Source organism: Halobacillus sp. KGW1 (assembly GCF_001592845.1).
Taxonomy (GTDB): domain Bacteria; phylum Bacillota; class Bacilli; order Bacillales; family Halobacillaceae; genus Halobacillus.
This window is the reverse complement of sequence record NZ_LSOC01000003.1, coordinates 192993-218134: the sequence shown is the minus strand read 5'-3', so window position 1 is coordinate 218134 and position 25142 is coordinate 192993. Positions and strand designations below refer to the sequence as shown.

30 protein-coding genes are annotated in these 25142 nt (G+C 45.5%); 28 read left to right on the top strand and 2 right to left on the bottom strand.

Translation table 11 applies throughout. The features are described from left to right. Positions 1 to 195: 195 nt before the first annotated feature. The gene (locus AXG56_RS10135) at positions 196 to 1239 is read left to right on the top strand and encodes a glycosyltransferase family 4 protein (protein WP_008635524.1); all 1044 of its coding nucleotides are present in this window, start codon (positions 196 to 198) and stop codon (positions 1237 to 1239) included. Between the two features lie 79 nt (positions 1240 to 1318). Here AXG56_RS10135 and AXG56_RS10130 read toward each other — a convergent pair whose 3' ends face one another. Together AXG56_RS10130 and AXG56_RS10125 are read right to left on the bottom strand one after the other, a co-directional pair. Then, positions 1319 to 2332 (bottom strand): LCP family protein, encoded by a 1014-nt coding sequence (locus AXG56_RS10130; protein ID WP_008635527.1) that lies wholly within the window; start codon positions 2330 to 2332, stop codon positions 1319 to 1321. Positions 2333 to 2349: 17 nt separating this feature from the next. After that, on the bottom strand, positions 2350 to 2991 hold the full coding sequence (locus AXG56_RS10125) for a YigZ family protein (protein WP_008635529.1): 642 nt from the start codon (positions 2989 to 2991) through the stop codon (positions 2350 to 2352). A 189-nt stretch (positions 2992 to 3180) separates the two neighbouring features. On the opposite strand from AXG56_RS10125, the gene AXG56_RS10120 reads away from it, so the two are divergent. The 27 genes from AXG56_RS10120 (at position 3181) to ftsE (ending at position 24945) form a co-directional block, all read left to right on the top strand. Then, complete coding sequence (locus AXG56_RS10120) at positions 3181 to 4320, top strand: sensor histidine kinase (protein WP_062514290.1); 1140 nt, start codon at positions 3181 to 3183, stop codon at positions 4318 to 4320. A gap of 164 nt (positions 4321 to 4484) precedes the next feature. After that, a complete protein-coding gene (locus tag AXG56_RS10115) occupies positions 4485 to 5162 on the top strand; it encodes a response regulator transcription factor (protein WP_008635534.1) in 678 nt (225 codons plus the stop codon). A gap of 209 nt (positions 5163 to 5371) precedes the next feature. Beyond that, the gene (locus tag AXG56_RS10110; protein WP_062514288.1) at positions 5372 to 6217 is read left to right on the top strand and encodes a DegV family protein; all 846 of its coding nucleotides are present in this window, start codon (positions 5372 to 5374) and stop codon (positions 6215 to 6217) included. Between the two features lie 336 nt (positions 6218 to 6553). Next, entirely contained in the window at positions 6554 to 7669 is a 1116-nt protein-coding gene (locus tag AXG56_RS10105; protein WP_062514286.1) for a DNA/RNA helicase, read from the top strand. A 128-nt stretch (positions 7670 to 7797) separates the two neighbouring features. Then, positions 7798 to 8331 carry a ComF family protein gene (locus AXG56_RS10100; protein WP_008635550.1) on the top strand — a complete coding sequence of 178 codons (534 nt, stop codon included), beginning with the start codon at positions 7798 to 7800 and terminating at the stop codon, positions 8329 to 8331. A gap of 73 nt (positions 8332 to 8404) precedes the next feature. Beyond that, positions 8405 to 8827 (top strand): TIGR03826 family flagellar region protein, encoded by a 423-nt coding sequence (locus AXG56_RS10095; protein ID WP_062514284.1) that lies wholly within the window; start codon positions 8405 to 8407, stop codon positions 8825 to 8827. A 77-nt stretch (positions 8828 to 8904) separates the two neighbouring features. After that, positions 8905 to 9168, top strand: a complete 264-nt coding sequence (gene flgM, locus AXG56_RS10090; RefSeq protein ID WP_062514282.1) for a flagellar biosynthesis anti-sigma factor FlgM — start codon at positions 8905 to 8907, stop codon at positions 9166 to 9168. Positions 9169 to 9180: 12 nt separating this feature from the next. Beyond that, complete coding sequence (locus AXG56_RS10085; protein WP_062514280.1) at positions 9181 to 9675, top strand: flagellar protein FlgN; 495 nt, start codon at positions 9181 to 9183, stop codon at positions 9673 to 9675. A 20-nt stretch (positions 9676 to 9695) separates the two neighbouring features. Further along, complete coding sequence (gene flgK, locus AXG56_RS10080; protein ID WP_062514278.1) at positions 9696 to 11234, top strand: flagellar hook-associated protein FlgK; 1539 nt, start codon at positions 9696 to 9698, stop codon at positions 11232 to 11234. A gap of 18 nt (positions 11235 to 11252) precedes the next feature. Then, positions 11253 to 12134: a flagellar hook-associated protein FlgL gene (flgL, locus tag AXG56_RS10075; RefSeq protein ID WP_062514276.1), complete on the top strand. Its 882-nt coding sequence runs from the start codon at positions 11253 to 11255 to the stop codon at positions 12132 to 12134. 70 nt (positions 12135 to 12204) lie between these two features. Next, on the top strand, positions 12205 to 12756 hold the full coding sequence (locus AXG56_RS10070; RefSeq protein WP_062514274.1) for a DUF6470 family protein: 552 nt from the start codon (positions 12205 to 12207) through the stop codon (positions 12754 to 12756). Positions 12757 to 12758: 2 nt separating this feature from the next. Continuing rightward, positions 12759 to 13205: a flagellar assembly protein FliW gene (gene fliW, locus AXG56_RS10065; RefSeq protein ID WP_008635557.1), complete on the top strand. Its 447-nt coding sequence runs from the start codon at positions 12759 to 12761 to the stop codon at positions 13203 to 13205. Next, complete coding sequence (gene csrA, locus AXG56_RS10060) at positions 13192 to 13419, top strand: carbon storage regulator CsrA (RefSeq protein ID WP_008635559.1); 228 nt, start codon at positions 13192 to 13194, stop codon at positions 13417 to 13419. Before fliW ends, csrA begins: the two co-directional genes overlap by 14 nt. A gap of 156 nt (positions 13420 to 13575) precedes the next feature. After that, complete coding sequence (gene flaG, locus AXG56_RS10055) at positions 13576 to 13929, top strand: flagellar protein FlaG (protein ID WP_026578203.1); 354 nt, start codon at positions 13576 to 13578, stop codon at positions 13927 to 13929. A gap of 12 nt (positions 13930 to 13941) precedes the next feature. Further along, positions 13942 to 15477 carry a flagellar hook-associated protein 2 gene (locus tag AXG56_RS10050; protein WP_062514272.1) on the top strand — a complete coding sequence of 512 codons (1536 nt, stop codon included), beginning with the start codon at positions 13942 to 13944 and terminating at the stop codon, positions 15475 to 15477. Positions 15478 to 15493: 16 nt separating this feature from the next. Continuing rightward, the gene (fliS, locus tag AXG56_RS10045) at positions 15494 to 15883 is read left to right on the top strand and encodes a flagellar export chaperone FliS (protein WP_008635562.1); all 390 of its coding nucleotides are present in this window, start codon (positions 15494 to 15496) and stop codon (positions 15881 to 15883) included. Then, positions 15883 to 16233 (top strand): hypothetical protein, encoded by a 351-nt coding sequence (locus AXG56_RS10040; RefSeq protein ID WP_008635569.1) that lies wholly within the window; start codon positions 15883 to 15885, stop codon positions 16231 to 16233. The genes fliS and AXG56_RS10040 overlap by 1 nt, the downstream gene beginning before the upstream one ends. Positions 16234 to 16255: 22 nt before the next feature. Further along, positions 16256 to 16627 carry a hypothetical protein gene (locus tag AXG56_RS10035; protein WP_161484911.1) on the top strand — a complete coding sequence of 124 codons (372 nt, stop codon included), beginning with the start codon at positions 16256 to 16258 and terminating at the stop codon, positions 16625 to 16627. Between the two features lie 259 nt (positions 16628 to 16886). Continuing rightward, entirely contained in the window at positions 16887 to 17444 is a 558-nt protein-coding gene (gene hpf, locus AXG56_RS10030; RefSeq protein ID WP_008635578.1) for a ribosome hibernation-promoting factor, HPF/YfiA family, read from the top strand. A 44-nt stretch (positions 17445 to 17488) separates the two neighbouring features. After that, positions 17489 to 17629 carry a hypothetical protein gene (locus AXG56_RS19455; RefSeq protein ID WP_161484910.1) on the top strand — a complete coding sequence of 47 codons (141 nt, stop codon included), beginning with the start codon at positions 17489 to 17491 and terminating at the stop codon, positions 17627 to 17629. A 20-nt stretch (positions 17630 to 17649) separates the two neighbouring features. Then, a complete protein-coding gene (locus tag AXG56_RS19450) occupies positions 17650 to 17814 on the top strand; it encodes a hypothetical protein (RefSeq protein ID WP_161484909.1) in 165 nt (54 codons plus the stop codon). 120 nt (positions 17815 to 17934) lie between these two features. Then, positions 17935 to 20448, top strand: a complete 2514-nt coding sequence (gene secA, locus AXG56_RS10025; protein ID WP_008635580.1) for a preprotein translocase subunit SecA — start codon at positions 17935 to 17937, stop codon at positions 20446 to 20448. 72 nt (positions 20449 to 20520) lie between these two features. Then, a protein-coding gene (prfB, locus tag AXG56_RS10020) for a peptide chain release factor 2 (RefSeq protein WP_152413350.1) occupies positions 20521 to 21625 on the top strand; the annotation gives its coding sequence in 2 pieces (ribosomal slippage) (positions 20521 to 20592 and positions 20594 to 21625; 1104 coding nt in all). Positions 21626 to 21747: 122 nt separating this feature from the next. Further along, positions 21748 to 22629 carry a UTP--glucose-1-phosphate uridylyltransferase GalU gene (gene galU, locus AXG56_RS10015; RefSeq protein WP_026578206.1) on the top strand — a complete coding sequence of 294 codons (882 nt, stop codon included), beginning with the start codon at positions 21748 to 21750 and terminating at the stop codon, positions 22627 to 22629. A gap of 211 nt (positions 22630 to 22840) precedes the next feature. Further along, complete coding sequence (locus AXG56_RS10010) at positions 22841 to 23680, top strand: YitT family protein (RefSeq protein WP_008635586.1); 840 nt, start codon at positions 22841 to 22843, stop codon at positions 23678 to 23680. 55 nt (positions 23681 to 23735) lie between these two features. Then, the gene (gene cccB, locus AXG56_RS10005) at positions 23736 to 24101 is read left to right on the top strand and encodes a cytochrome c551 (protein ID WP_062514270.1); all 366 of its coding nucleotides are present in this window, start codon (positions 23736 to 23738) and stop codon (positions 24099 to 24101) included. 157 nt (positions 24102 to 24258) lie between these two features. Then, positions 24259 to 24945 (top strand): cell division ATP-binding protein FtsE, encoded by a 687-nt coding sequence (gene ftsE, locus AXG56_RS10000; RefSeq protein ID WP_008635590.1) that lies wholly within the window; start codon positions 24259 to 24261, stop codon positions 24943 to 24945. Positions 24946 to 25142 lie beyond the last annotated feature (197 nt).

Below are 25142 nucleotides of genomic sequence, written 5' to 3'. Positions count from 1 at the left end.
AAAACCATTTGCCATTTTTAGTAAATGGGTGGCGGAATTTTAAAGAAATTGTTATGTTTGACATGAAATTGTTGTGCTATAATTCTTATGGTTAATATGTCGTGGACAAAGGGTTCTTATTCGAATCCATTTGGAAAAAATATTAAAGCTTACGACATACAGGGAGAGGACATAATAAACCGGAGGAGGGTCTTTATGGAATACAAGGCCTTGCTGTTTTGCTTGATTGCATCTGTGCTCATCACACCGCTCGTCAAGAAAATGGCATTGAAGATAGGTGCTACAGATAAACCGAACCATCGAAAAGTACACAAAAATGTAATGCCGCGGCTTGGCGGCTTAGCTATTTTTCTCAGCTTTGCATTGGGGATAATTTTCTTCTTTCCGGAAAGCTCCTACACTTGGCCGGTGCTGATCGGTGCGACAGTGATTATTATTACTGGTGTCGTTGATGATATGCGAGAGCTTTCGGCTAAGGTAAAGCTTGCCGGACAGCTGCTTGCAGCTGCGATTGTTGTTATCGGCGGCGTTCAGGTCGAGTTCATCAATTTACCTTTCGGAGGCCAGCTTGATTTTGGATATTTGAGTATACCGATTACTATTTTATGGATTGTGGGCATTACTAACGCCATCAATCTCATAGACGGCTTGGACGGCTTAGCCGCAGGTGTTTCAGCTATTGCCTTACTGACGATTTCCGGTATCGCCATCACGATGGGGAACGTATTCGTTGTTTTTGCCGGTCTGATGATGCTTGGAAGTACACTTGGCTTCCTTGTCTATAACTTTTACCCGGCTAAGATCTTCATGGGCGACACAGGAGCACTTTTCCTCGGGTTTATGATTAGTGTGTTGTCTTTACTCGGCTTTAAGAACGTCACGTTGTTTTCCTTCATTATTCCAGTCATCATTCTCGGTGTACCGATATCTGATACGCTGTTTGCAATTGTACGTCGAATTATTCAGCGAAAGCCGCTTTCGGCACCTGACAAATCTCACCTGCACCACTGCCTCCTTAATTTGGGGTATAGTCATCCCGAAACGGTATTGATGATTTATGCAGTCAGTGCTTTGTTCAGTCTTGCGGCAGTTATCTTCTCCCAGGCAACGATCCTTGGAGCCATGGCTGTTATTCTGGCACTCATTATTATGATTGAACTGATTGTCGAAGTTACAGGATTAATTGGAAAAGAATACAGACCAATTCTGAACATGATACGTGATCGAAATCGAAGATAAAAAGAAGGTGCGCCGGCTAATGCCGGGCACCTTCTTTTAATTATATCTTATTGCCTGGGAAATAATTTCTGCAAATACTTCATTCATTCGGCATGGCTTGCTCTTCTCCAGAAGACGGACTGAGTTCCGGCTCGTCCGTTTCTACAAATGGTTGATCCATGTCGAGATGTGTTTTTAATGAACCAATCGTTGTCGTCAGGCTCTCCTGGTCGACTTGATAATACCATCCACCATTTATATACATGCCTTCTCCATCCAACTGGAGTTTATCGAAATCAAGTCCGTCCTTTTGTAACAGATAGTCTTTAAAGGATATCATTTCATCAAAGGTCAAGTTCGTCTTCATATTCTCACTCACTGAAGTGAGGATGCTGTCCATATTGTTCAGGGAACGGGTAGAAATTGTTTCACTGATGATCTCCTGGATAATGTCCATCTGCCGCTGTCCTCTTGCAAGATCGCTGTCGTATTTGCGTGTCCTAGCCAATGCCAGGGCTTCCTCTCCATTCAAGAGTTGAACCCCTTCCTCCAGTTTAATGACACCTGCTTCCCGGGAGCTGTCCTGTTCTGTCATATCGAATGGGACGTCATAGGTAATGCCGCCGATGGCGTCGACGATGTCAACGAAAGATTGGAAATCGAGCCGGACATAATAATCGACAGGAACATCCAGCATTTGCTCCACGGTTTCTACTGTTGCATCCACTCCGCCGAACGCATGGGCGTGGGTGATTTTATCCTGATAGCCGACCTCTGGAATGTAGGTATAAGAATCCCTCGGGATATTGACCATCTTTATGGATTTGTTTTCATCATTGAATGTTGCGAGGACAAGAGCATCAGAGCGTGAGGGTGCCTCGGCTGCAGTTTCATCTACCCCGACGAAAAGGACGGAAATGTGGTCGGACCCCGGGTTTACAGCTTTCGTTCTTTTTTCTGATTTATCTCCCCGGTCTAATTCCTGGTGGGACTCCGTGGCAGTCTGTTTGACCTGATCGGTTAAATAAAGAGCGTATCCACCGGCAGCGCCGATGGCGATCAGCAATACGAAAAATAGAGACAAAAGGAAAATTCTTGTTTTTTTCCTTTTCATATCATAGACGGGCTCCTTTACTCGGGTTTGACATCCTTTTCTACATAAGAAGTTGTACCCTCATGGATTTCAGCCTGTGCGCTTGTCAAATCGGTCATCCATGAGATAAATGCTTCTTCTTCTCCACTTACTACATATACTATCAATTCCACATTTTCGAGATAATTAACCGTTTCGAGTGTATATTTGGAATTCCTTACTTCGTTTTCCACTTTTCCAAGTAAGTGATATTCCACTTTTACCTTTATTTCTTTCATTAACTGCCTCTTCACTACACCGGTCGTATTGATGGCAGCAGAGGCCGTAGAGGAATAGGCGCGAATGAGACCGCCCGCTCCGAGTTTTATACCACCGAAGTAACGGGTGACGACAACGGCTGTATCTTTAAGCCCCTTTTTCTTAAGTACTTCAAGCATCGGCACGCCTGCTGTGCCGCTTGGCTCTCCGTCATCGTTGGCTTTTTGTATCAAATCATGTTCTCCAATCATATAGGCGGAGCAGTTATGGGTTGCATCACTGTGTTTCTTCTTGATTTCCTGAATGAATGATTGTGCTTCCTCTTCTGTTTCGCAGCGTTTCACATAGCCGATGAAACGGGATTTTTGAATGACGACTTCTTCTGAACCTTCCGGCTTTACGGTATAATACGTTTCTAACATCGATTAACAAACCTCCTGTATTCAATTATATAGAGGGAAGGAATAATCGGCAATCTCGGGGAACTAATTACATAGGCTGATAAAAGAAGTATTTGCTATATACTTTTTTGTTCATTGTTCAGCGAACACCCCCACAAATGGACATGGGCCATACGAATGATTATGTGAATATTGATGGAGGGACTTGTCATGAGCGAAAGGAAAAATGGGGATATCGCCCTTGACTATATTATTAATGAAATGGTCGAGACGGTCACCAACAGTAAGGATGAGATATTTCAAATTGGTGAAGAATCCCGGAGCGAATTCGAAACACTGAATAAAGAGCTTGCGGAAACAAAGGACCAAGTGCTCACTCTTATTGAGGAGGGAGACATTCTGGACCGAAAAGTACGTTTCTCGCGTATACGCTTATCCGAAGTTAGCAAAGAATTCCAGAAATATTCAGAAGATGAAATCCGTAAAGTGTATGAACAGACGCACGCTTTGCAGATGGATCTATCCATGAAACGAGAAAAAGAAAAACAACTGCGTGAACGCCGGGATGACATAGAAAGAAGGCTGCGCAACCTGGAAGAGACGATTGGGCGGGCGGAGGCCTTGAGTGGAAAGATTTCGGTCGTCCTCAATTATTTGACAGAAGACTTCAAGCATGTGTCCGATGTGCTTGAGACGGCAAAAGAAAAGCAGCAGTTCGGCCTGCAGATCATTGAGGCGCAGGAGGAAGAACGCCGGCGCTTGTCCAGAGAAATCCATGATGGGCCGGCACAGATGCTGGCGAACGTGATGCTGCGGTCCGACCTTGTCGACCGGACATATCGTGAACGGGGCATTGAAGAAGCGATGGCAGAGGTAAAGAGTGTCCGATCTATGGTTCGGTCTGCTCTATACGAAGTGCGCCGCATTATATACGACCTCCGACCAATGGCGCTTGACGATCTCGGTTTGATTCCTACACTTAAGAAATACCTCACAACGGTCGAAGATTATAATGAAGGAATGGTTTTCTCCTTTACATCTTTCGGTTCTGAGGAGAGGTTGGAGTCCAAGTACGAAGTTGCACTTTTTAGATTAATACAGGAAGCCGTCCAGAATGCCGTTAAGCATGCAGAAGCAAAAGAAGTTAAAGTGAAAATTGAGATTCAGCCCTACGCGGCAACCATCATTGTGAAAGATGATGGGAAAGGCTTCGACCCTTCGGCGAAAAAAGAGAAGTCATTCGGGTTGGTCGGAATGAGGGAACGTGTCGACATGCTCGAGGGGGACCTTCATATCGATTCCAGCCCTGGAGAAGGGACCATTGTCACGATCCATTTACCAATAAATTGATATTCTATACAAAAACTATGTAAATGGACGTGTATCGTTTATAATAGAAATAGGATTAGGGTAGATCGACCAAACACAGATAAAGATAGATGTAGACAGAGAAGGAATAGGTTTCAGGGGAACGTGAAAACCATTCTATGTATAAGAATCAGGAGGAAGTAATCATGACGACCAGAATAGTCCTAATCGACGATCACAAATTATTTCGGGAGGGCGTAAAAAGAATTTTGGATTTTGAATCCAGTTTCGAAGTCGTGGCAGAAGGCGACGATGGAGATACAGCCCTTCAAATCATCGAAGAATACATGCCGGATGTTGTGTTAATGGATATCAACATGCCGAGCATGAACGGAGTCGAGGCGACTGCGGAGATTACAAAGCGTTATCCGGAAATGAAAGTGATCATTCTTTCTATCCATGACGACGAAAACTATGTGACTCATGCGTTGAAAACTGGTGCGCAGGGGTACTTGCTGAAAGAGATGGATTCAGACGCTTTGATTGAAGCAATCAAAGTTGTAGGGGCAGGCGGTTCTTACCTGCATCCGAAAGTGACTCATAATTTAGTTGCGGAATATCGCCGCCTTTCTGAGACGAAAGGAAGCAGCGCATACCGTACGATCGAATACCGTAAGCCACTTCATCTCTTGACCCGTCGCGAGTGTGAAGTGCTTCAGCTTCTTGCCGATGGAAACAGTAACCGAGGTGTAGCAGAGTCTCTGTACATCAGTGAGAAAACCGTTAAAAACCATGTGAGTAATATCCTTCAGAAGATGAATGTAAATGACCGTACGCAGGCCGTTGTTACAGCAATAAAGAATGGATGGGTAGAAGTTATTTAACCCACTCTGACCTTTGGAAACAAGCGGGTCGTTTTTCAGGCATACGAAATGTATACCTGAAAAACGACCCCTTTTTTGTAGATGGGGCCGGTGTTAGTTTTCTGATGCATTGTTACACCCCTTCATGTAAAATAAGAGGAAGAAGAAGCTGGAAGGTTTTCGTGCATAGTTAGAGGAATGTTAAATATTAAAGCAAGGAGTTGAATCGGATGAAAACAGCGGTAATTACGGATAGTACAGCATATTTACCGAAGCAGGTCCGACAGACGAATCATATACATATGGTGCCGTTAAACGTTATTTTTGGAGAAGAATCGTACCAGGAAGAGATCGATATTAAAGCAGATGACTTTTATGACATGGTAAGAGAAGGGGGGAAGCTTCCTAAAACATCCCAACCTGCTATTGGATTGATGACGAAAAAGCTGGAAGAGCTTGCGAAAGAGTATGATGCGGTCGTTGCCATCCATCTTTCGAGTGGAATCAGTGGTACATACCAGGCGATGGTGACAGCAGGTGAAATGGTAGAAAACATGGAAGTGTATGTTTTCGACTCAGAGATCAGTTGTCACATGCAGGGCTATTATGCTCTTGAAGCGTCTGAGTTGGCTGCGAATGGTGCGACACCGGGTCAAATTCTGAGTCGCTTGGAAGAAATGAAAGCGAGCATGCGCGCTTATTTCATGGTGGATGATCTCAGCCACCTTCACCGCGGCGGGAGATTGAACGGCGCTCAAGCGTTTGTTGGAAGCCTGCTGCAGGTGAAGCCTGTGCTTCATTTCGTAGATAAGCAAATTGTTCCTTTCGAAAAGATCCGTACAAATAAAAAAGCGATCAAGCGAATTCTCCAACTGTTTGATGAGGACGTCCGCAATGGCGGGAACTACCGTGCTTGTATCATTCATGCCAACCGTCCTGCGGAAGCGGAGCAGATTAAAGAAGAACTGGAGTCTTCCTATGATAATGTGGAAATGTCTGTCAGTTACTTCGGCCCTGTCATCGGTACGCACCTGGGTGAGGGAGCGATCGGTCTGGGTTGGTACCGCCGCTCCTGAGGATAAAGGGAGCCTGTTTGTGAGACTCAAACAGGCTCTAATTATCACATGGAAGGTGAATCAATGGTGAAATTATGGTTGAACAAAAAGAAAGACGATTATTCCTGGCTCCCGCACGATTCCCCCTCTCATACCACTCCGGAACTGGCTGGAAAATTGTTGTTGAAACACGAGCTCCCTTTTGATATACCTCCTCATTATGTTACACCTCTCTCATCTATCGAAATGTCTTGGTCCGGTTACCTTTGTCGGAGGTGCGGCAATTCGTCTCCCCATCTTTTTGGAAACATGCCCCATTGTGGTGATACTTGCACGTACTGCCGTTCGTGCATTCAAATGGGGAGGGTGTTATCCTGTGAACCCCTCTATTACGGAAGTCCTAACGTAACTTGGCCGTTTTTTTCATCCCCCTGCAAATGGACAGGCAGACGCACAGTCTCCCAGGATAATGCTGCCGAAACCATCCGCGATCTCGTTGACCGCGGATCGGGGGAACTGCTGGTTTGGGCCGTTTGTGGAGCGGGGAAAACCGAAATGCTGTTTTCCGGCCTTTCCGCTGCTCTTGAAGCAGGTAAAAGAATCTGCCTTGCCACTCCTAGAACGGATGTTGTACGCGAATTACTTCCACGTCTTCAACGGGCATTTCCCGATGTTCCAATTCAGGGGTTGTATGGAGAAAGCCCGACCAAAACTAGCGATGCTCCTTTTCTAATAGCAACGACCCACCAACTTTACCGCTTTGCACGTGCTTTCGACTTTTTAATCATTGATGAAGTCGACGCTTTCCCTTACCATAACGATCCGAATCTTCATTACGCTTCCAGACGCGCAGCCAAAACAGATGCTGCTATCGTCTATTTGACAGCTACTCCTCGCAAAGCGGAAAGAAAACGCATTCGCAATAAGTCCCTTCCTGCCGTTTTCATTCCAAAAAGATTCCACGGCCACCCTCTTCCAGTTCCCATATTAAAGCTCCTTTTCCATTTAAATTCCTATTTAAAAAAGGGAATGCTTCCACCGAAAATCTTACAAATGATTGCCGAACAACAGACGTCTTCTCGGCAGTTGCTTCTATTTCTTCCATCTATTAAAAAAGCGGAAGAGGTTGCACGAATGCTTAAACAATTAGGTTATTGTGTGACGGCTGTCCATGCGGATGATCCGGACAGAGCGGCTAAGGTGGACGCATTCCGTGAGAAGAATTACCGGATGCTTGTTACGACGACAATCCTGGAAAGAGGCGTTACTTTCCCTTCGGTTGATGTGTATGTAATTGATGCCGGTCACGCCGTATTTGATGAACCGGCACTCGTACAAATTGCCGGCCGAGCCGGGCGGAGTCCGGAAGACCCGGACGGGGACGTGTACTTTTTTCACGGAGGCAAAACCGACGATATGTTGGATGCGGTAGATTCGATTCTTTATATGAACAAGCTTGGCAGGAAATTATGAAGTGTCTGATCTGTCACGGGGAGATTATTCCGGATGTAACATGGGTTACTTTTTGGAGACTTCCTGATAAGAAACAATGCTGTCGGTCCTGCTCCCGTGCTTTTAGGATAATTGAGAATCCCGGTTGTTTGAAGTGCGGGCGTCCGGATGGAGACGGCATCTGTCCGGACTGCCGGCAGTGGCAGGTTACGAATCCGGGCTTACTCGAATGGAACCGGTCTGTTTTCAGCTATGAAGAGGCTGCAAAAGATTTCGTGGCGCGGTGGAAGTATCGGGGGGATTATGCTCTTTTGGAGGCATTAATACCAGAAGTTCAGCGGATTTTTAAGCGTGAGCAGCTTGGCGAAGTCTCATTTCTTGCCGTTCCTTTAAGTATAGAAAGAGAGAAAGAGCGTGGGTTCAATCAGTCAGAAGCAATCATTCATCATCTTGGTCTTAAGCCAATCCATGCATTCAAGCGTGTTCATTCAGGGAAACAGGCGAAGAAGGGCCGCCAAGGACGACTTCGCGGCATCAATCCTTTTTCGCTGGTGACAGAAGTTGATGGTCCCTGCGTGATCGTCGATGATATCTATACGACAGGAAGGACCATCCGCCATATGGCAGCCCTTCTGAAACAATCGGGTTGCCCGGCGGTCTATTCTTTTACGCTTTTTCGATGAATATACTCTCCGGACTTTGGAATCTCTTTTTTCTGACGATATAATATAAAAGAGAGATTTGGGAGGCGGAATGATGGGAGAAGTGGCGAATTGTCCCAGATGTAACGGCATTTTCATAAAAGGTTCTTCGGTAGTTTGTCCGAACTGTAAGCAGAAGGAAGAGAGCGATTTTCAAGCCGTGTACACTTTTATGCGTAAAAAACAGAACCGGACGGCTGTGGTGGCAGAAATTGTTGCTAAGACTGGCGTTTCGGAGGAGAGAATCAGGCAGTTTGTAAAACAAAAGCGCCTGCATCCCTCCCAATTTCCGAATTTAGATTACCCTTGTGAGAAATGCGGGACGTCGATATCTGAAGGTAGAATCTGTAAAGGATGCCGGGAAGATATCACGCGTGGTGTTGCTGTCGATGAAAGAAATAAAGCACTGGAGGATCGAAAGCGTGCAGCTGAGAAAGAGCGTGTGAGCAGGACTTATTATTCAGTAGAAAATGATTAATAAGGCATATTAAACTACAAAAGAACGATACCGATAAAAGAGGTAACTACAACCGGACTGGAAACGAGGTGAACACGATGAAAATCAACGGGCCGAACTCCACTAATTTTAATCCCTATCAGAAACAAATCCAGAAACAACCGGACGTCCGTATGCAGCAGAAGAATGATCAGCTGCACATTTCCAAGGAAGCGAAGATGATGCAGGAGGCGGACAAGCCGGATCAAGCCCGCATGAATCTCATCGAGAAGATCAAAGCAGATATTGATTCTGATCAATACAAGGTAGATACGAATGCGGTTGCTAAGAAAATGCTCGATTTCTGGTCAACCAAAGAATAAAGGAGAACGGATATGACAGTAAATGCGATCGTTGAAGAAATGGGACGCCTGCAACAGCTGCATGAGAGTCTCCTCGCGTTGTCGACGCAAAAGACAAGTGCTTTAAAATCTAATGATACAAAGGCAATTCAGCAGCTGTTGACTAAAGAGCGTAAACACATTCAGGCGATAGAGAAAATAGAGAAAGAACGCAGGACAGCCGTCGACAGCTGGCTTCACAAAACAGGAATGAATATGGATAGCCCTACGGTTTCCGCCATTTGTGAATGTCTTGAAGGGCAGGATAAGCAGATGCTGGAAGGAGCATATGAGTCGCTTCTTCATGTTCTTGCAGACTTGAAGAGTCAGGAAGAGTTGAATGCGGAACTTACAAAGCAGTCCTTGCAGTTCGTTTCCCTATCCCTGGATCTTCTGCAGCCATCCATTCAGTCGATGAACTATGCTCAAAACGAAAACCCAGGTGATAGTGGTGCGCCGAAGCGCTCGCTGTTTGATTCCAAAGCTTAACAGAAGAGGAGCAAAAGAATATGGTATCAACTTTCCACGGACTGGAAGTGGCAAAGCGGGGACTCTACGCCCAGCAGTCCGCTTTATACACGACAAGCCACAACATTGCTAATGCGAATACAGAAGGATATACGAGACAGCGCGTGAATTTTGAGCAGACTGGTCCTTTCCCTCCTGCTTCAAGGAACCGACCGCAAATACCCGGTCAGGTGGGAAGCGGAGTGCAGGCAGGCTCCATCGAACGTGTACGTACGGGATTCCTCGATCACCAATTTCGTGGGGAAAACAGTAAATCCGGCTATTATGACTCCCGCTCGGAAGCGTTGGGCAGATTGGAGACGGTCATGAATGAACCTTCTGAGGATGGCTTGTCTGCAACGATGGGCCGCTTTTGGAAATCTCTCCAGGATTTATCCACGAATCCGGAGAATTCCGGAGCAAGGTCCGTCGTAAAACAACGGGGCGAAGCAGTAGCGGATACGTTTAATTACCTGGCGGGCACCCTTCAGACGATTCAGAAGGATATCAAACAGGAAACACGTGTGACAGAGACAGAGATCAATTCGATTGCCAATCAAATCAACAACATCAATCGGCAGATTTCAGAAGTCGAGCCGCACGGCCTTGTTCCTAATGATTTATATGACGAACGGGATCGCCTCATTGATCAGCTTTCCAAACATGTGAACGTTCAGGTAAGCTACGAAAACACGGCGGATTCGGCAAGTCCTCTGGCTATGGGGAATGTAACAATTTCGTTAGTTGACAAGGACGGTCAGGATTTGACTCCAGCAGCGAAACTTGTTGATGGAGCTGTTAATGAAGTGAATACTGTCCAAGTTTCTTACGAGAACGGAGGACCGGCAGCCAATGGTATACAAATAGGAGAAGAGACGTATTCCATTGAAAGTTTTGGATCTCAGGGGAAACTGAAAGCATTGATCGAATCAGGCGGGTATATCGAGGCTGGAGAACAGAAAGGAACGTATGCAGAGATGCTTTCCAATCTTGATCGGATGGCGACTGGTTTTGCTGACGCTTTCAATACGATTCATAAAGAAGGACAGTCTCTGAACAGTATAAAAAACGGGGATGCTGTTCCTGATTTCTTCGCTATTGATATGACCGAAGTAAATGAAGATGGTGTAGTAGAAGGAATTGCGGGCAGGCTGTCTCTCACGGATGAGATTCAGACAGATCCGGATCATATCGCAGCAGCAGGAGCCTTGCAGACAGGGAACGGAGAAAATGCTCTGAGACTCTCTGAAGTGCAGAACGAAGCTAATGCCCTTTTTGGAGAAGAGACGTCATTAAACAGCTTCTACCAATCGATGATAGGAACGATGGGCGTAGAAGCACAGGAAGCATCACGCATGTCCAGAAATGCCGGCACGTTGAAATCAGCCGTGGATGAGCAGCGTCAGTCAGTCAGCTCGGTTTCTCTCGATGAAGAGATGTCTAACATGATTAAATTTCAGCATGCCTATAACGCAGCAGCCAGAAATATCACTGTCATAGATGAGATGCTCGATACAATCATCAACCGTATGGGTGTGTAGAAAGGAAGGTGAACCTAAATGCGTGTTACGCAATCCATGCTGTCGAACAATATGATGCGCAACTTGAGCGACAGCTACCGCAATATGGGAATATACCAGGATCAGCTTGCAACTGGGAAGAAAATAAGCAGGCCGTCTCAGGATCCTGTTGTTGCAATGAAAGGAATGAATTACCGCTCTCAAGTAGAGGAAGTAGAGCAGTTCCAACGGAATATCGGCGAGGTGCACAACTGGATGGACAATACGGACTCCTCTCTTGATAAGGCGACACAGGCAATGCAGAGAATACGAGAGCTGACGGTACAGGCGAGTAACGATACATATGAAGAAGGACAACGCACCGCTGTCGCTAAAGAAATACGTCAGTTGAAAGAACACCTCGGTACGATAGCTAATACGAAGGTGAACGACAAATATATTTTCAACGGGGCAAATACGCTGGAAGCGCCTTTTGATATCAGTGATTTGGAAAATTCCGGTCCGCCGAGTTCAGATCCGGTCCTCATCGAAGTATCTGCTGGAGTAAAAATCCAAACGAACGTCACAGGAGGAAATGTCTTCAATCAGGATTTGTTTCAGGACTTGGAGAACTTTGCATCGGCCCTTGAAGGAAACGGTACCGAAGAAGAGCTTGGCAGCTTTCTTGATACCTTTGACGGACATATCAACAATATCGTAAACGAACGCGCAGACCTTGGAGCTCGGATGAACCGTGTTGAGCTGATTGAAGACCGTCTGGAGACGCAGAAAATCAGTGCGACGAAAATGATGTCCGATAACGAAGATGCCGATATAGAGAAAGTAATTACGAATTTAAAGACACAGGAGAGCATCCACCGGGCTGCAATGGGCGTCGGTGCGAGGATCATCCAGCCAACACTGATGGACTTCCTGCGCTGACGAATATCACTAAAATAGGAAGCTTTCTCTGGTATAGAGGAAGCTTCTTTTTACGAAAGGGAAGAGAAACATGGGCGTCCCGCAAATCCAATTACAGACCTCTCCGGGGAAGATCAGCCTTTCGACAAAGAGACCGGAACAAACAATCCGTCAACCAAGGGCCGAGCAGTCGATAGAACAACCTAAAGCTGATGTAACCATACGCCAGAAAAAAGGGAAGCTTACGATTGACCAAACGAATGCATGGCATAACATCGATTTAAAAAGTTCCCCTGTACGTACAAGAGAGCTCGCAGGAATGGCAAGGGAAGACCTGCTGTCAGGGATCGCGAGGGTGGCCGGCGAAGGAGACGAGCTGATGAGGATTGAAAACGGCGGCAGTCCAATTGCCGATCAAGCTCAGCGTAACAGTGGCTATGACTTCACTTTCACCCCTGGCGGCCGTCCTGTCTACGAACTCGTTGCTCTTTCTTATGAGCCTGGGAAAGCGGAAATTTCCGTGACACCAAGGAAACCAATAATTGAAACCGTGCCCCATAAACCAGAACACATCTATAGAAAGGGGGCTGTCCAAGTGGAGATGGCCCACTATCCAGAATTGAAGATTGATTGGAAGGTGTAAGCATGTATATACAGACAAAATATTTTTCTGAGTTGGAAGTAACGGACAGCGATCTTTTAGTATTCGCCCATGGTTTGCCCGGGTTTGAAGACTATCATCAATTTGTTTTACTTCCAATCGATGACACTGGAACCTACTTCGTATTACAGTCCGTCGAAGAAGCGGATGTAGCTTTGATCGTAACGAATCCGTACCTTTTCTATAAAAATTATTCTTTCGATTTTGATGAGAAATCTATGGGGATTAAAGGACTGGAAGAAGTAGCGGTGTACAGTGTCGTCACGTTAGAAGATCCGTTTGAGAAATCTACGTTAAACCTTCAGGCACCGATCGTTATCAATGTCAGGACAAAAGAGGGAAAACAAATCATTTTGAATGATTCCGTCTACCGGACGAAACATGAACTTCTTCAGGAAATAAAAGGTGGTGGCAATCATGCTCGTTCTTAACAGGAAGGAAGGGGAGTCGCTTCGAATTGGCGACGATATTATTGTCACGATTACAGCCGTCGAAGGTGGTCAGGTGAAACTTGGTATCGAAGCCCCGAAAGATATCGCCATCCACCGCGAAGAAATTTATATCTCTATTAAGGATGAAAACAAGGCAGCAGCCTCTGCTCCCGATCATATGCTCGATTTGTTAAAAAGCTTCCATACGGATTAATCCATCGCTGGAGGTATTGGAGGTAAAAGGGTATAGTCGGTGTCTTGGTTCAGATTGTATATAGGTAAGCAATTCTTTTCTTCCCCGTTCTATTAAACTAATTTCTCTTATTCCGATATTATTATAAAGCGAATGAGATTTAAGGAGTTGTTCGGTGTGGATATAACTAAGCATCAATCACTTCTGCAGAGCAGTATGCCCCTTAGTCCTACAACAACCGCTCAGAAGCAAGGTTCAGTCGCGCAGGAAGGTTTACAAAAAGCGGTCTACTTTTCCGATCGGAATGAGAAAGAGAAAGTGAAACAAATGGTGGAAAGTGTAAATGAGTTTCTGAAACCGGTAAGAACTTCGCTTCAGTTCCAATTTCATGACAAGCTTGGCGAGTACTATGTAACCGTCGTTGATAATGAAACGAGAGAGGTCGTTAAGGAAGTGCCTCCGAAGAAGCTTCTTGATATGTACGCGGCGATTGCAGAGAAGCTGGGGTTCCTTGTCGATCATAAAATATAAGCAGGTGATCATATGAGTGATATGCGAATTGGCGGTCTTGCATCCGGAATGGATACAGATCAGATTATAAAAGACTTGATGAAAGCGGAACGTATGCCGCTAGACAAAATGGAGCAGAAACGGGAGTGGCTCACTTACCAGAGAGACTCCTATCGTGATGTGAACAAGCTGCTTTCGGAATTGGATGAAATGGCGTTCGATATGCGGTTGGAACGCACCTATTCCCAAAAAACGACAAGCTCATCGAGCGATGCTGTGTCTGCAACAGGGACCGCGACGGCAGATAACGGCAGTTATAAAGTAGAAGTGCTGGCACTTGCTGAACGGGCTTACAACTACAGCGAGAGCCGCATAACTAATGGAAGCTTCGATCCTGATGATGCACTTCAAAATCAAAAAGACAATTTTATAAACGGACTGACACTGGATGAAGCCTTCTCGATTACGACCTACAATGCGGAGGGAGAAGAAACGACAGTGTCCTTCGATGTATCCGGGGATAAGTCGTTGAATGACTTGTTAAAGGAAATCAGTGACTCGGATCTTGGTGTCCGGGCTTTTTATGATAAAGGTGCAGACAAGGTAATGATGGAGCGTACCATAACAGGAAACTTTAATAAAGACGAAAACAAATTTCTTGGTGCGGAAATCGGCTTTAATGGAAGTACGGCTCCTTTTCTAGCCGATACACTAAATATTAAGAACGGGTCAAATGATGGGACTGGATGGGTTTTAAATGAGAAAGGCGGGACAGATGCCCGTTTCAAATACAATAATTCCTTTGAAATGACGTCACACACAAACGATTATAGTTTAAACGGCATGAATTTCACCTTCCACGAAGTCGGGACGTCTACGATCAGTGTTTCCAATAACGTCGATGACTCCTTTGATAAAGTGAAAGAGTTTGTTGATAAATATAATTCCATCATCGAAGACTTGAATGGAAAGCTTCAGGAGAAGCGTTACCGCGACTTTCAACCGTTGACAGCAGAACAAAAAAAAGCAATGGAAGAGAACGAAATTGAATTATGGGAAGAGAAATCGAAGAGCGGGATGCTTAGAGGCGATTCCGTCATCAGTAGTGCTCTGAGTAAAATGCGCCAGAATTGGTACACTCCCGTGGAGACAGGTGGTGCGTTTACCCAGCTGGCCGACATCGGCATTAAGACCTCCTCCAACTATCTGGATCGTGGGAAACTGGAAATTACCGAGGCGGACCTTCGTAAAGCACTCCAGGAGGATCCATCCTCCGTTCGCCAGCTTTTTGCAGGAACGGAAGAGAAGCCTGGTATTGCGCGCAGGTTGGAGGCGACGATGACGGAAGCGGTCAAGTCGATTGAGAGCAAAGCCGGAAAACCGACGAGCCTGGACAATAATTTCCTGCTGGGGAGACAGATCAAGGATATCAATGAGGAAATGACAGATTTCGAGGACCGTCTGACATCCATAGAGGATAGGTACTGGCGGCAATTTGGCGCAATGGAGAGTGCCATTCAGAAGATGAATTCCCAATCCGCATATATTATGCAGAACTTTTTTAATTAAAGGAAGTGTTTGATAGATGTCTATTCAAGCGTATCAAAACAACTCTGTTTCCACAGCTTCTCCCGGGGAACTGACGCTCATGCTTTATAATGGCTGTATTAAGTTTATTAAAGCCGGGAAAAAAGCGATGGAAAGCAACGAGATCGAAGCAAAAAATACAAACATTCAAAAAGCCCAGAAGATTATCCAGGAGCTGATGGTCACCATCGACGATCAGTATGAGGTATCGAAACAGATTCTTCCGCTCTATGATTATATGAACCGTCGCTTGATCGAAGCGAATACGAAAAATGATACCGGCGTTCTTGATGAAGTTCAAGGAATGGTGGAGGAGTTTCGTGATACTTGGAAGCAGGTGCTGCTTGCTGACAGGAAACTTCAGCATGGTTCCGGCGGGAATGCTTGATGTGTGTGTGGGAGCAGTTTCTAACAGTAACGAAAGAACTGAAACACACTGTAGAACAGCCCGTAACGGACCAGAATAGAGCGGGAATCATTGCAGATATTCAGAAACTTTTAGCGAAAAGAGATGATTTGCTTCCCCATCTTCCTCAGCCTTCTCGATCAGAGCAAGAACTGGTTAGAGCTGTCGGTAACCATGATCTTGTGATTAATCAAAAGATGGAGTTTCTTTTTGAAGGGTTAAAAAGGGATATGCGGAACATGAAGAAGCAGAAAAAATCAAAACAAAGCTATACAAATCCGTATCAAAGCATTTCTGGTTATGACGGGATGTATCTGGACCATAAGAAGTAGAATAGGTGATTATTTGAAAGCTTTGGCAGAAGCTCAGCACTACTTGCTTATCCAATATGACAACCTAATACATACAATCAGTGAAGGGTTGGAATATGTGGAAAAACAAATCTGTGATGGAGGTTCATTCAGGACACCAGTGGTTTTCCAGGATATCCTGGATGCCTTCATCCAGATGAACCACACCCATGAGCAGATAGCAGACATCTTCAACGAAGAGGGGATGCACCTGCTTTTAGAAGAATTCAGTCGGATGATCATTCATTTACAGGCATGGTTTGATGAAGATACAGAAGAAGGGAAAATACTTCTCCTTCGTACCCGGATCATTCCAAGTTATGAAGCTTGGAAACTGGACGTTCAGCGGTATCTGTATCCATATGTCACCCATTAATAGAGAGAAACAAGTCCGTCCTCTTCTTAGTAAGGGGGCTTTTTTAAGTTCTCCTTTGATAGAAGAAACACCCTCTTCCACCCGATGTTTATATTTTTCTACTTAATGCGACCGTCGAAAATCAACGTTTTTCCCTCCGATTGACACCTTCCAGCAATTACCGACACAAATATGACAAAATATTTAGAAAGTTTATGCAGGAAAGGCCATGGGTATGGTAGAATATATATCACATAAGGATGAAAGGAGGACACTTCTGATGCTACAATACAACATTCGTGGTGAAAACTTGGAAGTGACGGATTCTATCAAGGATTATGTGGAGAAAAAGGTGGGCAAGCTTGAACGCTACTTTGACACTCCCCCGACTTCCGAGGTACACGTAAACTTAAGTGTCTATAATGATGAGCAGACAATCGAGGTAACGATCCCGATGAAGAATTTACTTCTTCGTGCCGAGGAACATAACACAGATCTATATGCTGCCATCGACCTTGTGGTAGATAAATTGGAACGACAGATTCGAAAGCATAAAACGAAAGTGAATCGCCGTTTCCGCCAAGAGGGTGCTCCGAAATACGTCTTTGCTGAACTTGAACGCGAGTCTCAGCAGGGCCAGATCCAAGATGAGAATGAACTCGATGTACAAATCGTAAAAACGAAACGTTTTGACTTGAAACCGATGGACAGCGAAGAAGCGGCTCTTCAAATGGATATGCTGGGTCATAACTTCTTTGTCTTCACAAATGCAAGCACCGACGAAACAAATATTGTCTACAAACGTCGGGATGGCCGTTATGGCTTGATCGAAACTTAATATAAGAAAAGATGCTCCTCCTGCCCCGGCAGGAGGATTTTTTAATGTTTGTAGAGTTTGATGTAGCAATTCTTCCTTTTTTATACGCTGAAAAGGGAATTTTCGACATGAAAACCGGTGAAGAATTGATATTTGGCTCCTCGCTCCAGTCTTATTTATGTAGTATAAACAGTGTAGAAGATTAATTAGATGAGGAGAGGATGGAATGATGTGCAACGAATGCAGGGATGTTAAGGAACGTTTGAAAAGACAGGAAGATACGATTGCCCAACTGGTTACGATTATTGCCGCCACCAACCGCCGTGTCTCCGATATGGATCAGTTTCTCCACGAGCCACTAAAAGAGGAAGTAACCCCCTCCCCAATATAATATTTCCACACAAATTCCTCATTTGTCTCCTTTATTGTCAGTCTGCTTCTCTTAGTGTTATGATAGGACATGGATTACACTATTTAATGAAGATAGGAAATCAATAGAGGAGCGGTTTCAATGCTTGGAACGTTAAAAAAAATATTTGGCGATGGAAATAACCGCCAACTCAAAAAGTTAGAAAAGGTTGCCGACGATATTGAGGCAATGGAATCACAAATAGAGAAATTATCCGATGAAGAACTGACAAATAAGACAGCTGAATTTAAAGAGCGTTATGAGAAAGGCGAGAAGCTGGATGATATGCTTGTCGAGGCATTCTCGGTCGTCCGGGAAGCTTCTAAGCGTGTTCTTGAGATGCGTCCCTTCAAAGTCCAGCTTTTAGGCGCGCTCGCTCTGCATGAGGGTAATATTGCAGAGATGAAGACAGGGGAAGGTAAAACTCTTGCTTCCACAATGCCTGCCTACTTGAACGCAATTACAGGAAAAGGTGTACACATCATCACGGTCAACGATTACTTGGCCAGCCGTGACGCGAAGGAAATGGGTGAGCTGTTCCAATTCCTCGGATTGACTGTCGGTCTTAACCTGAACGGGATGTCCAAGGAAGAGAAACGTGATGCTTATCTGGCTGATATCACGTACGGAACGAATAACGAATTCGGGTTTGATTACCTGCGTGACAATATGGTGCTTTATAAGGAACAGATGGTCCAACGTCCGTTACACTATGCCATTATTGACGAGGTCGACTCTATTCTAATTGACGAAGCACGTACGCCGTTGATCATTTCCGGCTCCGCTTCAAAGTCTGCAGACTTGTATCAGTCTGCAAACTCGTTCGTCCGTCTTCTTGAGAAAGAAGAGGACTTTACGTATGATGAGAAAACGAAAAATGCCCAGCTTACAGAAGAAGGTATTAATAAAGCAGAACGGTTCTTTAAAATTGAGAACTTGTTCGATTTGTCCAACGTCTCTTTGATTCATCATATCAATCAGGCGCTGAAGGCCCATTCTTCTATGCACCGTGATACGGACTATGTCATTGAAGACGGAGAAGTAGTCATTGTGGACCAGTTCACAGGCCGTTTGATGAAGGGACGCCGGTACAGTGATGGTCTTCACCAGGCTATCGAAGCAAAAGAAGGCTTGGAAATTCAAAATGAAAGCCAGACGCTTGCCTCCATCACATTCCAGAACCTTTTCCGTATGTACGAGAAGCTTTCCGGGATGACCGGTACAGCAAAAACAGAAGAAGAGGAATTTCTGAACATTTATAATATGCGTGTTATTGTCATTCCGACGAACCGCGACATTGCGCGTGATGATAAGCCGGACCTCGTTTATAAAACGATGGATGGAAAATTCAAAGCGGTAGTGGAAGATATCAAACAGCGTTATGATCTTGGGCAGCCTGTCCTTGTCGGTACCGTTGCTGTCGAGACGTCTGAAATTATCTCCCGCTACTTGAATAAAGCCGGCGTTCCGCACAACGTCCTCAATGCGAAGAACCACTTCAGAGAAGCGGAAATCATTGAGAATGCAGGTCAAAAAGGTGCGGTGACAATCGCAACTAACATGGCCGGTCGTGGAACGGACATCAAGTTAGGCGAAGGCGTCAGAGAGCTTGGCGGACTGGCTGTCATCGGTACAGAGCGTCATGAATCACGTCGGATCGATAACCAGCTCCGTGGTCGTTCCGGTCGTCAAGGGGACCCTGGTATGTCCCAGTTCTATCTGGCGACGGATGACGAATTGATGCGGCGCTTCGCCTCAGACAATATTCGCAGTATGATGGATCGTCTCGGTATGGATGATTCTCAACCGATCGAAAGTAAAATGATCTCCCGCGCTGTTGAATCTGCCCAGAAACGGGTGGAAGGAAACAACTTTGATGCTCGTAAAACCGTTCTTTCCTATGATGATGTGCTTCGCCAGCAGCGTGAAGTTATCTATAAACAACGATATGAAGTGCTGACTTCTGAGAACCTGCGTGAAATCATAGAACAGATGATAGAACGTGTCGTGTCTCAAACAGTCGATGTTCATACGGCAGATGACGAGGACGAAAACTGGAACCTGGAAGCAGTTGCAGAGTATTTGAGAGCTAACCTTCTTCAGGAAGGGGACGTTACTGCTGATGACCTGAAAGGTAAAGATCCGGAAGAAATGAAGGAACTGATCCTCGATAAAGTCAAGCTGCGCTATGACGAGAAGGAAGAAGAGCTTTCATCCGAACAAATGCGGGAATTTGAGAAAGTTATCCTGCTTCGTTCCGTCGACCAGAAGTGGATGGATCACATTGATCAGATGGACCAGCTTCGTCAAGGAATTCATCTGCGTGCTTATGGGCAGAACGACCCACTTCGTGAATATAACTTTGAAGGCTTCCGTATGTTTGAACAGATGATTGCAAACATTGATGAAGAAGCGGCCCGTTATATTATGAAAGCGCAGATTCGCAACAACCTTCAACGACAGGAAGTTGCGCAGGGGGCGAAAGCCGTCTCCGGCGGCGGGGAAAGCAAGGAAGCGAAGAAGAAGACCCCTTTCGTGAAGAAAGATACAGTCGGTCGAAATGACCCTTGTCCTTGCGGAAGCGGTAAGAAATACAAGAATTGCCACGGTCAATAAGGTTGAAGACACTCTCTTTATATAAGAGGGTGTCTTCCCTTGTGTGTTAGATATTAAGAGGAGTGATCATTTATGGATATGGCAGAAATTCGCCACGAGTTAGATAATACAGCTAAGAGATTAGCGGACTTCAGGGGGTCTCTTTGACGTCGATCATAAGAAGACCCGCATTGCAGAATTAGAGGAACAAATGACAGAGCCTGGTTTTTGGGACGACCAAAACACGGCTCAAAAAGTCATTGACGAGGTGAACGGGCTGAAAGGTTTAGTCCACACACTGGAAGCGCACGAGGAATCCCACGAAAACCTTGAAGTTTCCTATGAGCTTGTAAAAGAGGAAGCGGATGAGGAACTGCTGGAAGATCTTATACAAGAAGTCCAGCAGCTCTCTAAGGATTTGAACGAGTATGAGCTTAACATTTTGCTCAGCGAGCCTTATGACAAAAATAATGCGATTCTCGAACTTCATCCCGGTGCAGGTGGAACAGAGTCACAAGACTGGGCGAGCCTTCTGCTGCGTATGTACACCAGGTGGGCAGAGAAGAAAGGTTTTTCCGTCAGTACGATGGATTACCTTCCGGGAGAAGAAGCTGGTGTCAAGAGTGTCACGCTTCTTATTAAAGGTCATAATGCGTACGGCTACTTGAAAGCGGAAAAAGGCGTTCATCGCCTTGTACGGATATCTCCGTTCGATTCCTCGGGCCGTCGTCACACATCTTTCGTATCGTGCGAAGTAATGCCGGAATTCAATGACGAAGTGGAAATCGATGTGAAAACAGAAGATCTTAAGATCGATACGTATCGTTCCAGTGGTGCCGGCGGGCAGCACGTTAACACAACAGATTCCGCTGTCCGGATTACCCACCTGCCAACGAATACAGTTGTAACCTGTCAGTCTGAGCGTTCTCAGATCAAAAACCGTGAGCAGGCGATGAAGATGTTGAAGGCAAAGCTCTATCAACTTGAGATTGAGCGTCAGCAGCAGGAGCTAGACGATATTCGTGGAGAACAGAAAGAAATCGGCTGGGGAAGTCAGATCCGTTCTTACGTCTTCCACCCGTATTCAATGGTGAAAGATCACCGGACGAATATTGAAAATGGAAATACACAAGCTGTCATGGATGGAGACCTTGATAAGTTCATCAATGCGTACCTTCGTTCTCAAATGGATAAATGATATAAAAGCTTTCCGCCCAAAAGGCGGGAAGCTTTTTTTGTTTGTCATTATAGATGATTTTCCTGAAGAACGAAATTCTGCTACTATGAAAGCAGATACATACGGAGGAGGCGTTAGGAAGGATGAAGGTGAAAAAAGCAATTATACCGGCTGCCGGGCTCGGGACAAGGTTTCTTCCGGCGACGAAAGCGATGCCGAAAGAAATGCTGCCAATCGTTGATAAGCCGACTATACAGTACATTGTAGAAGAAGCCATTGAGTCCGGGATAGAAGATATCATTATCGTAACAGGGAAAGGAAAACGTGCGATTGAAGATCATTTCGATCACGCGTTTGAGCTGGAGGAGAACCTTTTCAAAAAAGGGAAGATTGACCTGCTTCAGGAAGTGAAGCAATCCGCGAAGGTTGATATCCACTATATTCGCCAGAAAGAGCCGAAGGGGCTCGGTCATGCTGTCTGGTGCGCGCGTAAATTTATAGGTAATGAGCCTTTTGCGGTTCTGCTTGGTGATGATATTGTGCGTGCCGATAAGCCATGTTTAAAGCAGTTGATGGAACAGTATGAAGAAACAGGGGCTTCTGTGATTGGTGTTAAAGAAGTGCCGAGAGAAGAGACCTTCCGGTACGGTATTATCGACCCTGAGGAGCAGCAGGATCGTCGTTACGGGGTGAAGCGCTTCGTTGAAAAACCGAATGTGGAAGACGCCCCATCCAATCTTGCCATCATCGGCCGCTACATATTCACACCCGAGATCATGGATTTGTTGTCCACGCAGGAATCAGGCGCCGGCGGTGAGATTCAATTGACCGATGCCATTGAACGTTTGAATGCAGAGCAGCCGGTGTATGGGTATCGATTCACTGGCGACCGATATGACGTTGGTGATCAACTTGGCTTTATTAAAACAACTCTTTCTATTGCTATGGAGAGGGAACATATGAGAGATGATGTCCTGAAACTTCTTCATGAGGTGTTGGAAGAACAGGAGTCAATCCAACGGTGAAAAAAGCAGGGGTGCCCTGCTTTTTTTCATGGATAGAAACGGTGGAATGAATGAGACTATACATAGACGCTTTACTCTGGTAACACGTTATCCGGCATTCATTTACACGGTGGGTGCCTAGTGTTATACTCCAATCGGTTAAATAAACGGGACAAATGTTCAGGGAGAGTTGGACAATATGATGATGGCAAAAAAATACCGTAGAGAACCGATGCCGCCGCTGCTCCGGCATGGGTTCGATTATGTGTTGGTTATAGTAGGCGCATTCTTCGTTGCGCTGGCATTTAATTTATTCTTATTGCCAAATAATATCGCTTCCGGTGGTGTTGCTGGAATTAGTACCATTACGAAGTACGTCTTCGGATGGGAACCCGGCATTGTTCAATGGGCGCTGAATATCCCATTATTTATAATGGGACTGCTGATTCTCGGCAAAAATTTCGGCATCAAATCGTTTGTCGGCACGGTTACACTCCCGCTATTCGTGCTTCTGACAAGTGAACTTGCCCCTGCGACTCCCAATCCTCTTCTTGGGGCAATTTTCGGAGGTATGGGAGTAGGACTGGGTCTCGGCATCGTATTTCGCGGCAGAGCTTCTACAGGCGGGATTGACCTGGCAGCTCAAGTCGTACATAAGTATACACACCTCCCTCTCGGAATTTGCGTTGCAATGCTGGACGGAACGATTGTGATCACTTCGGCTTTCGTCTTTTCGCTTGAATCCGGTCTTTACGCCTTGATTGGATTGTTTGTAACAAGCCGTACGATTGATTTCGTTCAGGTTGGATTAAACACATCAAAAAATGTTCTCATTATAACGGATGAAGTGGATGGAGTAAGGGCAGCCATATTCAAGCGGATCGACCGCGGGGTAACGGTTTTAAGCGGATCGGGCGGATATACGGATAAAGAGAGACAGGTCGTTATGTGCGTCGTTCAGCAGAATGAATTCATTAAATTGACACAAACGGTTAAAACGGTGGACCCGCGGGCATTCGTTGTCGCCATGAATGCGACCGAAGTTCTCGGTGAGGGTTTCAAAACGACGTGACTCGGTTATAATACAGGTTAGTAGAATGTACGTTTCATGAAGGGGGACTTTTTGGATGGAGAAGTGGTGGTTGGTATTATGTTTAGGGCTTGTACTTGTCCTTGCTGCCTGTGGCGGTGGACAGGAAGACGGAACGCAGGATGATACCGGATCAGATGAGCAGACAGAAGAAGATGCGGGTGCAGATAGTAATGGTGACGCTTCAGCAGCGGAAGCCGTTTATCAAGCTAATTGTACAAACTGTCACGGTGGGAATCTGGAAGGCGGCTTCGGGCCTTCGTTGACAACGATCGGTTCCAAGTATTCTGCAGACGAAATAAAGGAAATTATTTTAAATGGGCGTGGCAGCATGCCGCAGCAGGATGTATCAGAAGAAGATGCAGACCTGGTGGCCAAATGGTTGTCTACAATGGAAGAATAGAACGAAGGAGTCCGGGTTGTACCGGGCTCTTTTTTTTCGACATTGAAAAACAATTGTAATAATTTCATGTCTAAATTCATCGAATATTAATGTTATAATGGACTTGTTTGTCAATGATAACTGGATTAACAAATATAGAAATACAGGTGATTCTTATATGATAGAAATGCAAGGGGTATATAAAACCTATACCAACGGTGTGACAGCGCTGAACGGTGTCGATGTCAAGATTGATCAAGGTGAATTCGTCTATATCGTCGGTCCGAGTGGAGCAGGTAAGTCTACGTTTACGAAATTAATTTACAGAGAAGAAAAGCCGACAACAGGCAAAGTGACGATAAACAATATGGATACGTCCACAATGAAGCAGCGCAAGATTCCTCAACTGCGCAGGCAGATCGGTGTTGTCTACCAGGACTTCAGACTGCTGCCGACGCTGAGCGTCTATGAGAATGTTGCTTTCGCTCTGGAAGTAATCGAAGAGAACCCGGCCAATATCCGCCGCCGTGTCATGGATGTACTTGATCAAGTACGCCTGAAAAACAAGGCACGGTTTCTTCCGGATGAATTGTCCGGCGGGGAACAGCAGCGGGTATCCATTGCCCGTGCCATCGTCAATCATCCGAAGGTCGTCATCGCAGATGAGCCGACAGGAAATCTCGATCCGGAAACGTCTTGGGAGATCATGCACATTCTGGAGGAGATTAATGCCGGTGGAACGACTGTGTTAATGGCGACCCACAGCCAGGAAATCGTGAATACGATTCGTAAGCGGGTCATAGCGATTGAAGACGGCATGATCGTGCGTGATGAAAGCCGTGGAGAATACGGATATCAATACTGACAGATGAAGGCTGCCTCTTACTGAAAGAGGTGGTTTTTCTTTTTTTAGGCCTGCTATATCATCCAAATACCGGTAGATAGATGGCGGAGGATGACTTATAATGGAGAGGACATGCTCTTATGGAAAGATGCATATAGTAGTAGCACATAGAGGCATTGGTCTATGATCACCGAGCTCATCGGTAGCACGATCAGCAT

What these genes read in the sequence shown, in the direction of transcription:
- flgK (WP_062514278.1), top strand. Translation starts at nt 9,696, where the DNA reads ATGGTATCAACTTTCCACGGACTGGAAGTGGCAAAGCGGGGACTCTAC.
- galU (WP_026578206.1), top strand. Translation starts at nt 21,748, where the DNA reads ATGAAGGTGAAAAAAGCAATTATACCGGCTGCCGGGCTCGGGACAAGG.
- csrA (WP_008635559.1), top strand. Translation starts at nt 13,192, where the DNA reads ATGCTCGTTCTTAACAGGAAGGAAGGGGAGTCGCTTCGAATTGGCGAC.
- AXG56_RS10110 (WP_062514288.1), top strand. Translation starts at nt 5,372, where the DNA reads ATGAAAACAGCGGTAATTACGGATAGTACAGCATATTTACCGAAGCAG.
- fliS (WP_008635562.1), top strand. Translation starts at nt 15,494, where the DNA reads ATGTCTATTCAAGCGTATCAAAACAACTCTGTTTCCACAGCTTCTCCC.
- fliW (WP_008635557.1), top strand. Translation starts at nt 12,759, where the DNA reads ATGTATATACAGACAAAATATTTTTCTGAGTTGGAAGTAACGGACAGC.
- AXG56_RS10070 (WP_062514274.1), top strand. Translation starts at nt 12,205, where the DNA reads ATGGGCGTCCCGCAAATCCAATTACAGACCTCTCCGGGGAAGATCAGC.
- AXG56_RS19455 (WP_161484910.1), top strand. Translation starts at nt 17,489, where the DNA reads ATGTTTGTAGAGTTTGATGTAGCAATTCTTCCTTTTTTATACGCTGAA.
- AXG56_RS10050 (WP_062514272.1), top strand. Translation starts at nt 13,942, where the DNA reads ATGAGTGATATGCGAATTGGCGGTCTTGCATCCGGAATGGATACAGAT.
- AXG56_RS19450 (WP_161484909.1), top strand. Translation starts at nt 17,650, where the DNA reads ATGATGTGCAACGAATGCAGGGATGTTAAGGAACGTTTGAAAAGACAG.
- AXG56_RS10115 (WP_008635534.1), top strand. Translation starts at nt 4,485, where the DNA reads ATGACGACCAGAATAGTCCTAATCGACGATCACAAATTATTTCGGGAG.
- AXG56_RS10130 (WP_008635527.1), bottom strand. Translation starts at nt 2,332, where the DNA reads ATGAAAAGGAAAAAAACAAGAATTTTCCTTTTGTCTCTATTTTTCGTA.
- flgM (WP_062514282.1), top strand. Translation starts at nt 8,905, where the DNA reads ATGAAAATCAACGGGCCGAACTCCACTAATTTTAATCCCTATCAGAAA.
- AXG56_RS10010 (WP_008635586.1), top strand. Translation starts at nt 22,841, where the DNA reads ATGCCGCCGCTGCTCCGGCATGGGTTCGATTATGTGTTGGTTATAGTA.
- AXG56_RS10135 (WP_008635524.1), top strand. Translation starts at nt 196, where the DNA reads ATGGAATACAAGGCCTTGCTGTTTTGCTTGATTGCATCTGTGCTCATC.
- AXG56_RS10095 (WP_062514284.1), top strand. Translation starts at nt 8,405, where the DNA reads ATGGGAGAAGTGGCGAATTGTCCCAGATGTAACGGCATTTTCATAAAA.
- hpf (WP_008635578.1), top strand. Translation starts at nt 16,887, where the DNA reads ATGCTACAATACAACATTCGTGGTGAAAACTTGGAAGTGACGGATTCT.
- AXG56_RS10040 (WP_008635569.1), top strand. Translation starts at nt 15,883, where the DNA reads ATGTGTGTGTGGGAGCAGTTTCTAACAGTAACGAAAGAACTGAAACAC.
- AXG56_RS10105 (WP_062514286.1), top strand. Translation starts at nt 6,554, where the DNA reads ATGGGGAGGGTGTTATCCTGTGAACCCCTCTATTACGGAAGTCCTAAC.
- cccB (WP_062514270.1), top strand. Translation starts at nt 23,736, where the DNA reads ATGGAGAAGTGGTGGTTGGTATTATGTTTAGGGCTTGTACTTGTCCTT.
- secA (WP_008635580.1), top strand. Translation starts at nt 17,935, where the DNA reads ATGCTTGGAACGTTAAAAAAAATATTTGGCGATGGAAATAACCGCCAA.
- ftsE (WP_008635590.1), top strand. Translation starts at nt 24,259, where the DNA reads ATGATAGAAATGCAAGGGGTATATAAAACCTATACCAACGGTGTGACA.
- AXG56_RS10120 (WP_062514290.1), top strand. Translation starts at nt 3,181, where the DNA reads ATGAGCGAAAGGAAAAATGGGGATATCGCCCTTGACTATATTATTAAT.
- AXG56_RS10085 (WP_062514280.1), top strand. Translation starts at nt 9,181, where the DNA reads ATGACAGTAAATGCGATCGTTGAAGAAATGGGACGCCTGCAACAGCTG.
- flgL (WP_062514276.1), top strand. Translation starts at nt 11,253, where the DNA reads ATGCGTGTTACGCAATCCATGCTGTCGAACAATATGATGCGCAACTTG.
- AXG56_RS10125 (WP_008635529.1), bottom strand. Translation starts at nt 2,991, where the DNA reads ATGTTAGAAACGTATTATACCGTAAAGCCGGAAGGTTCAGAAGAAGTC.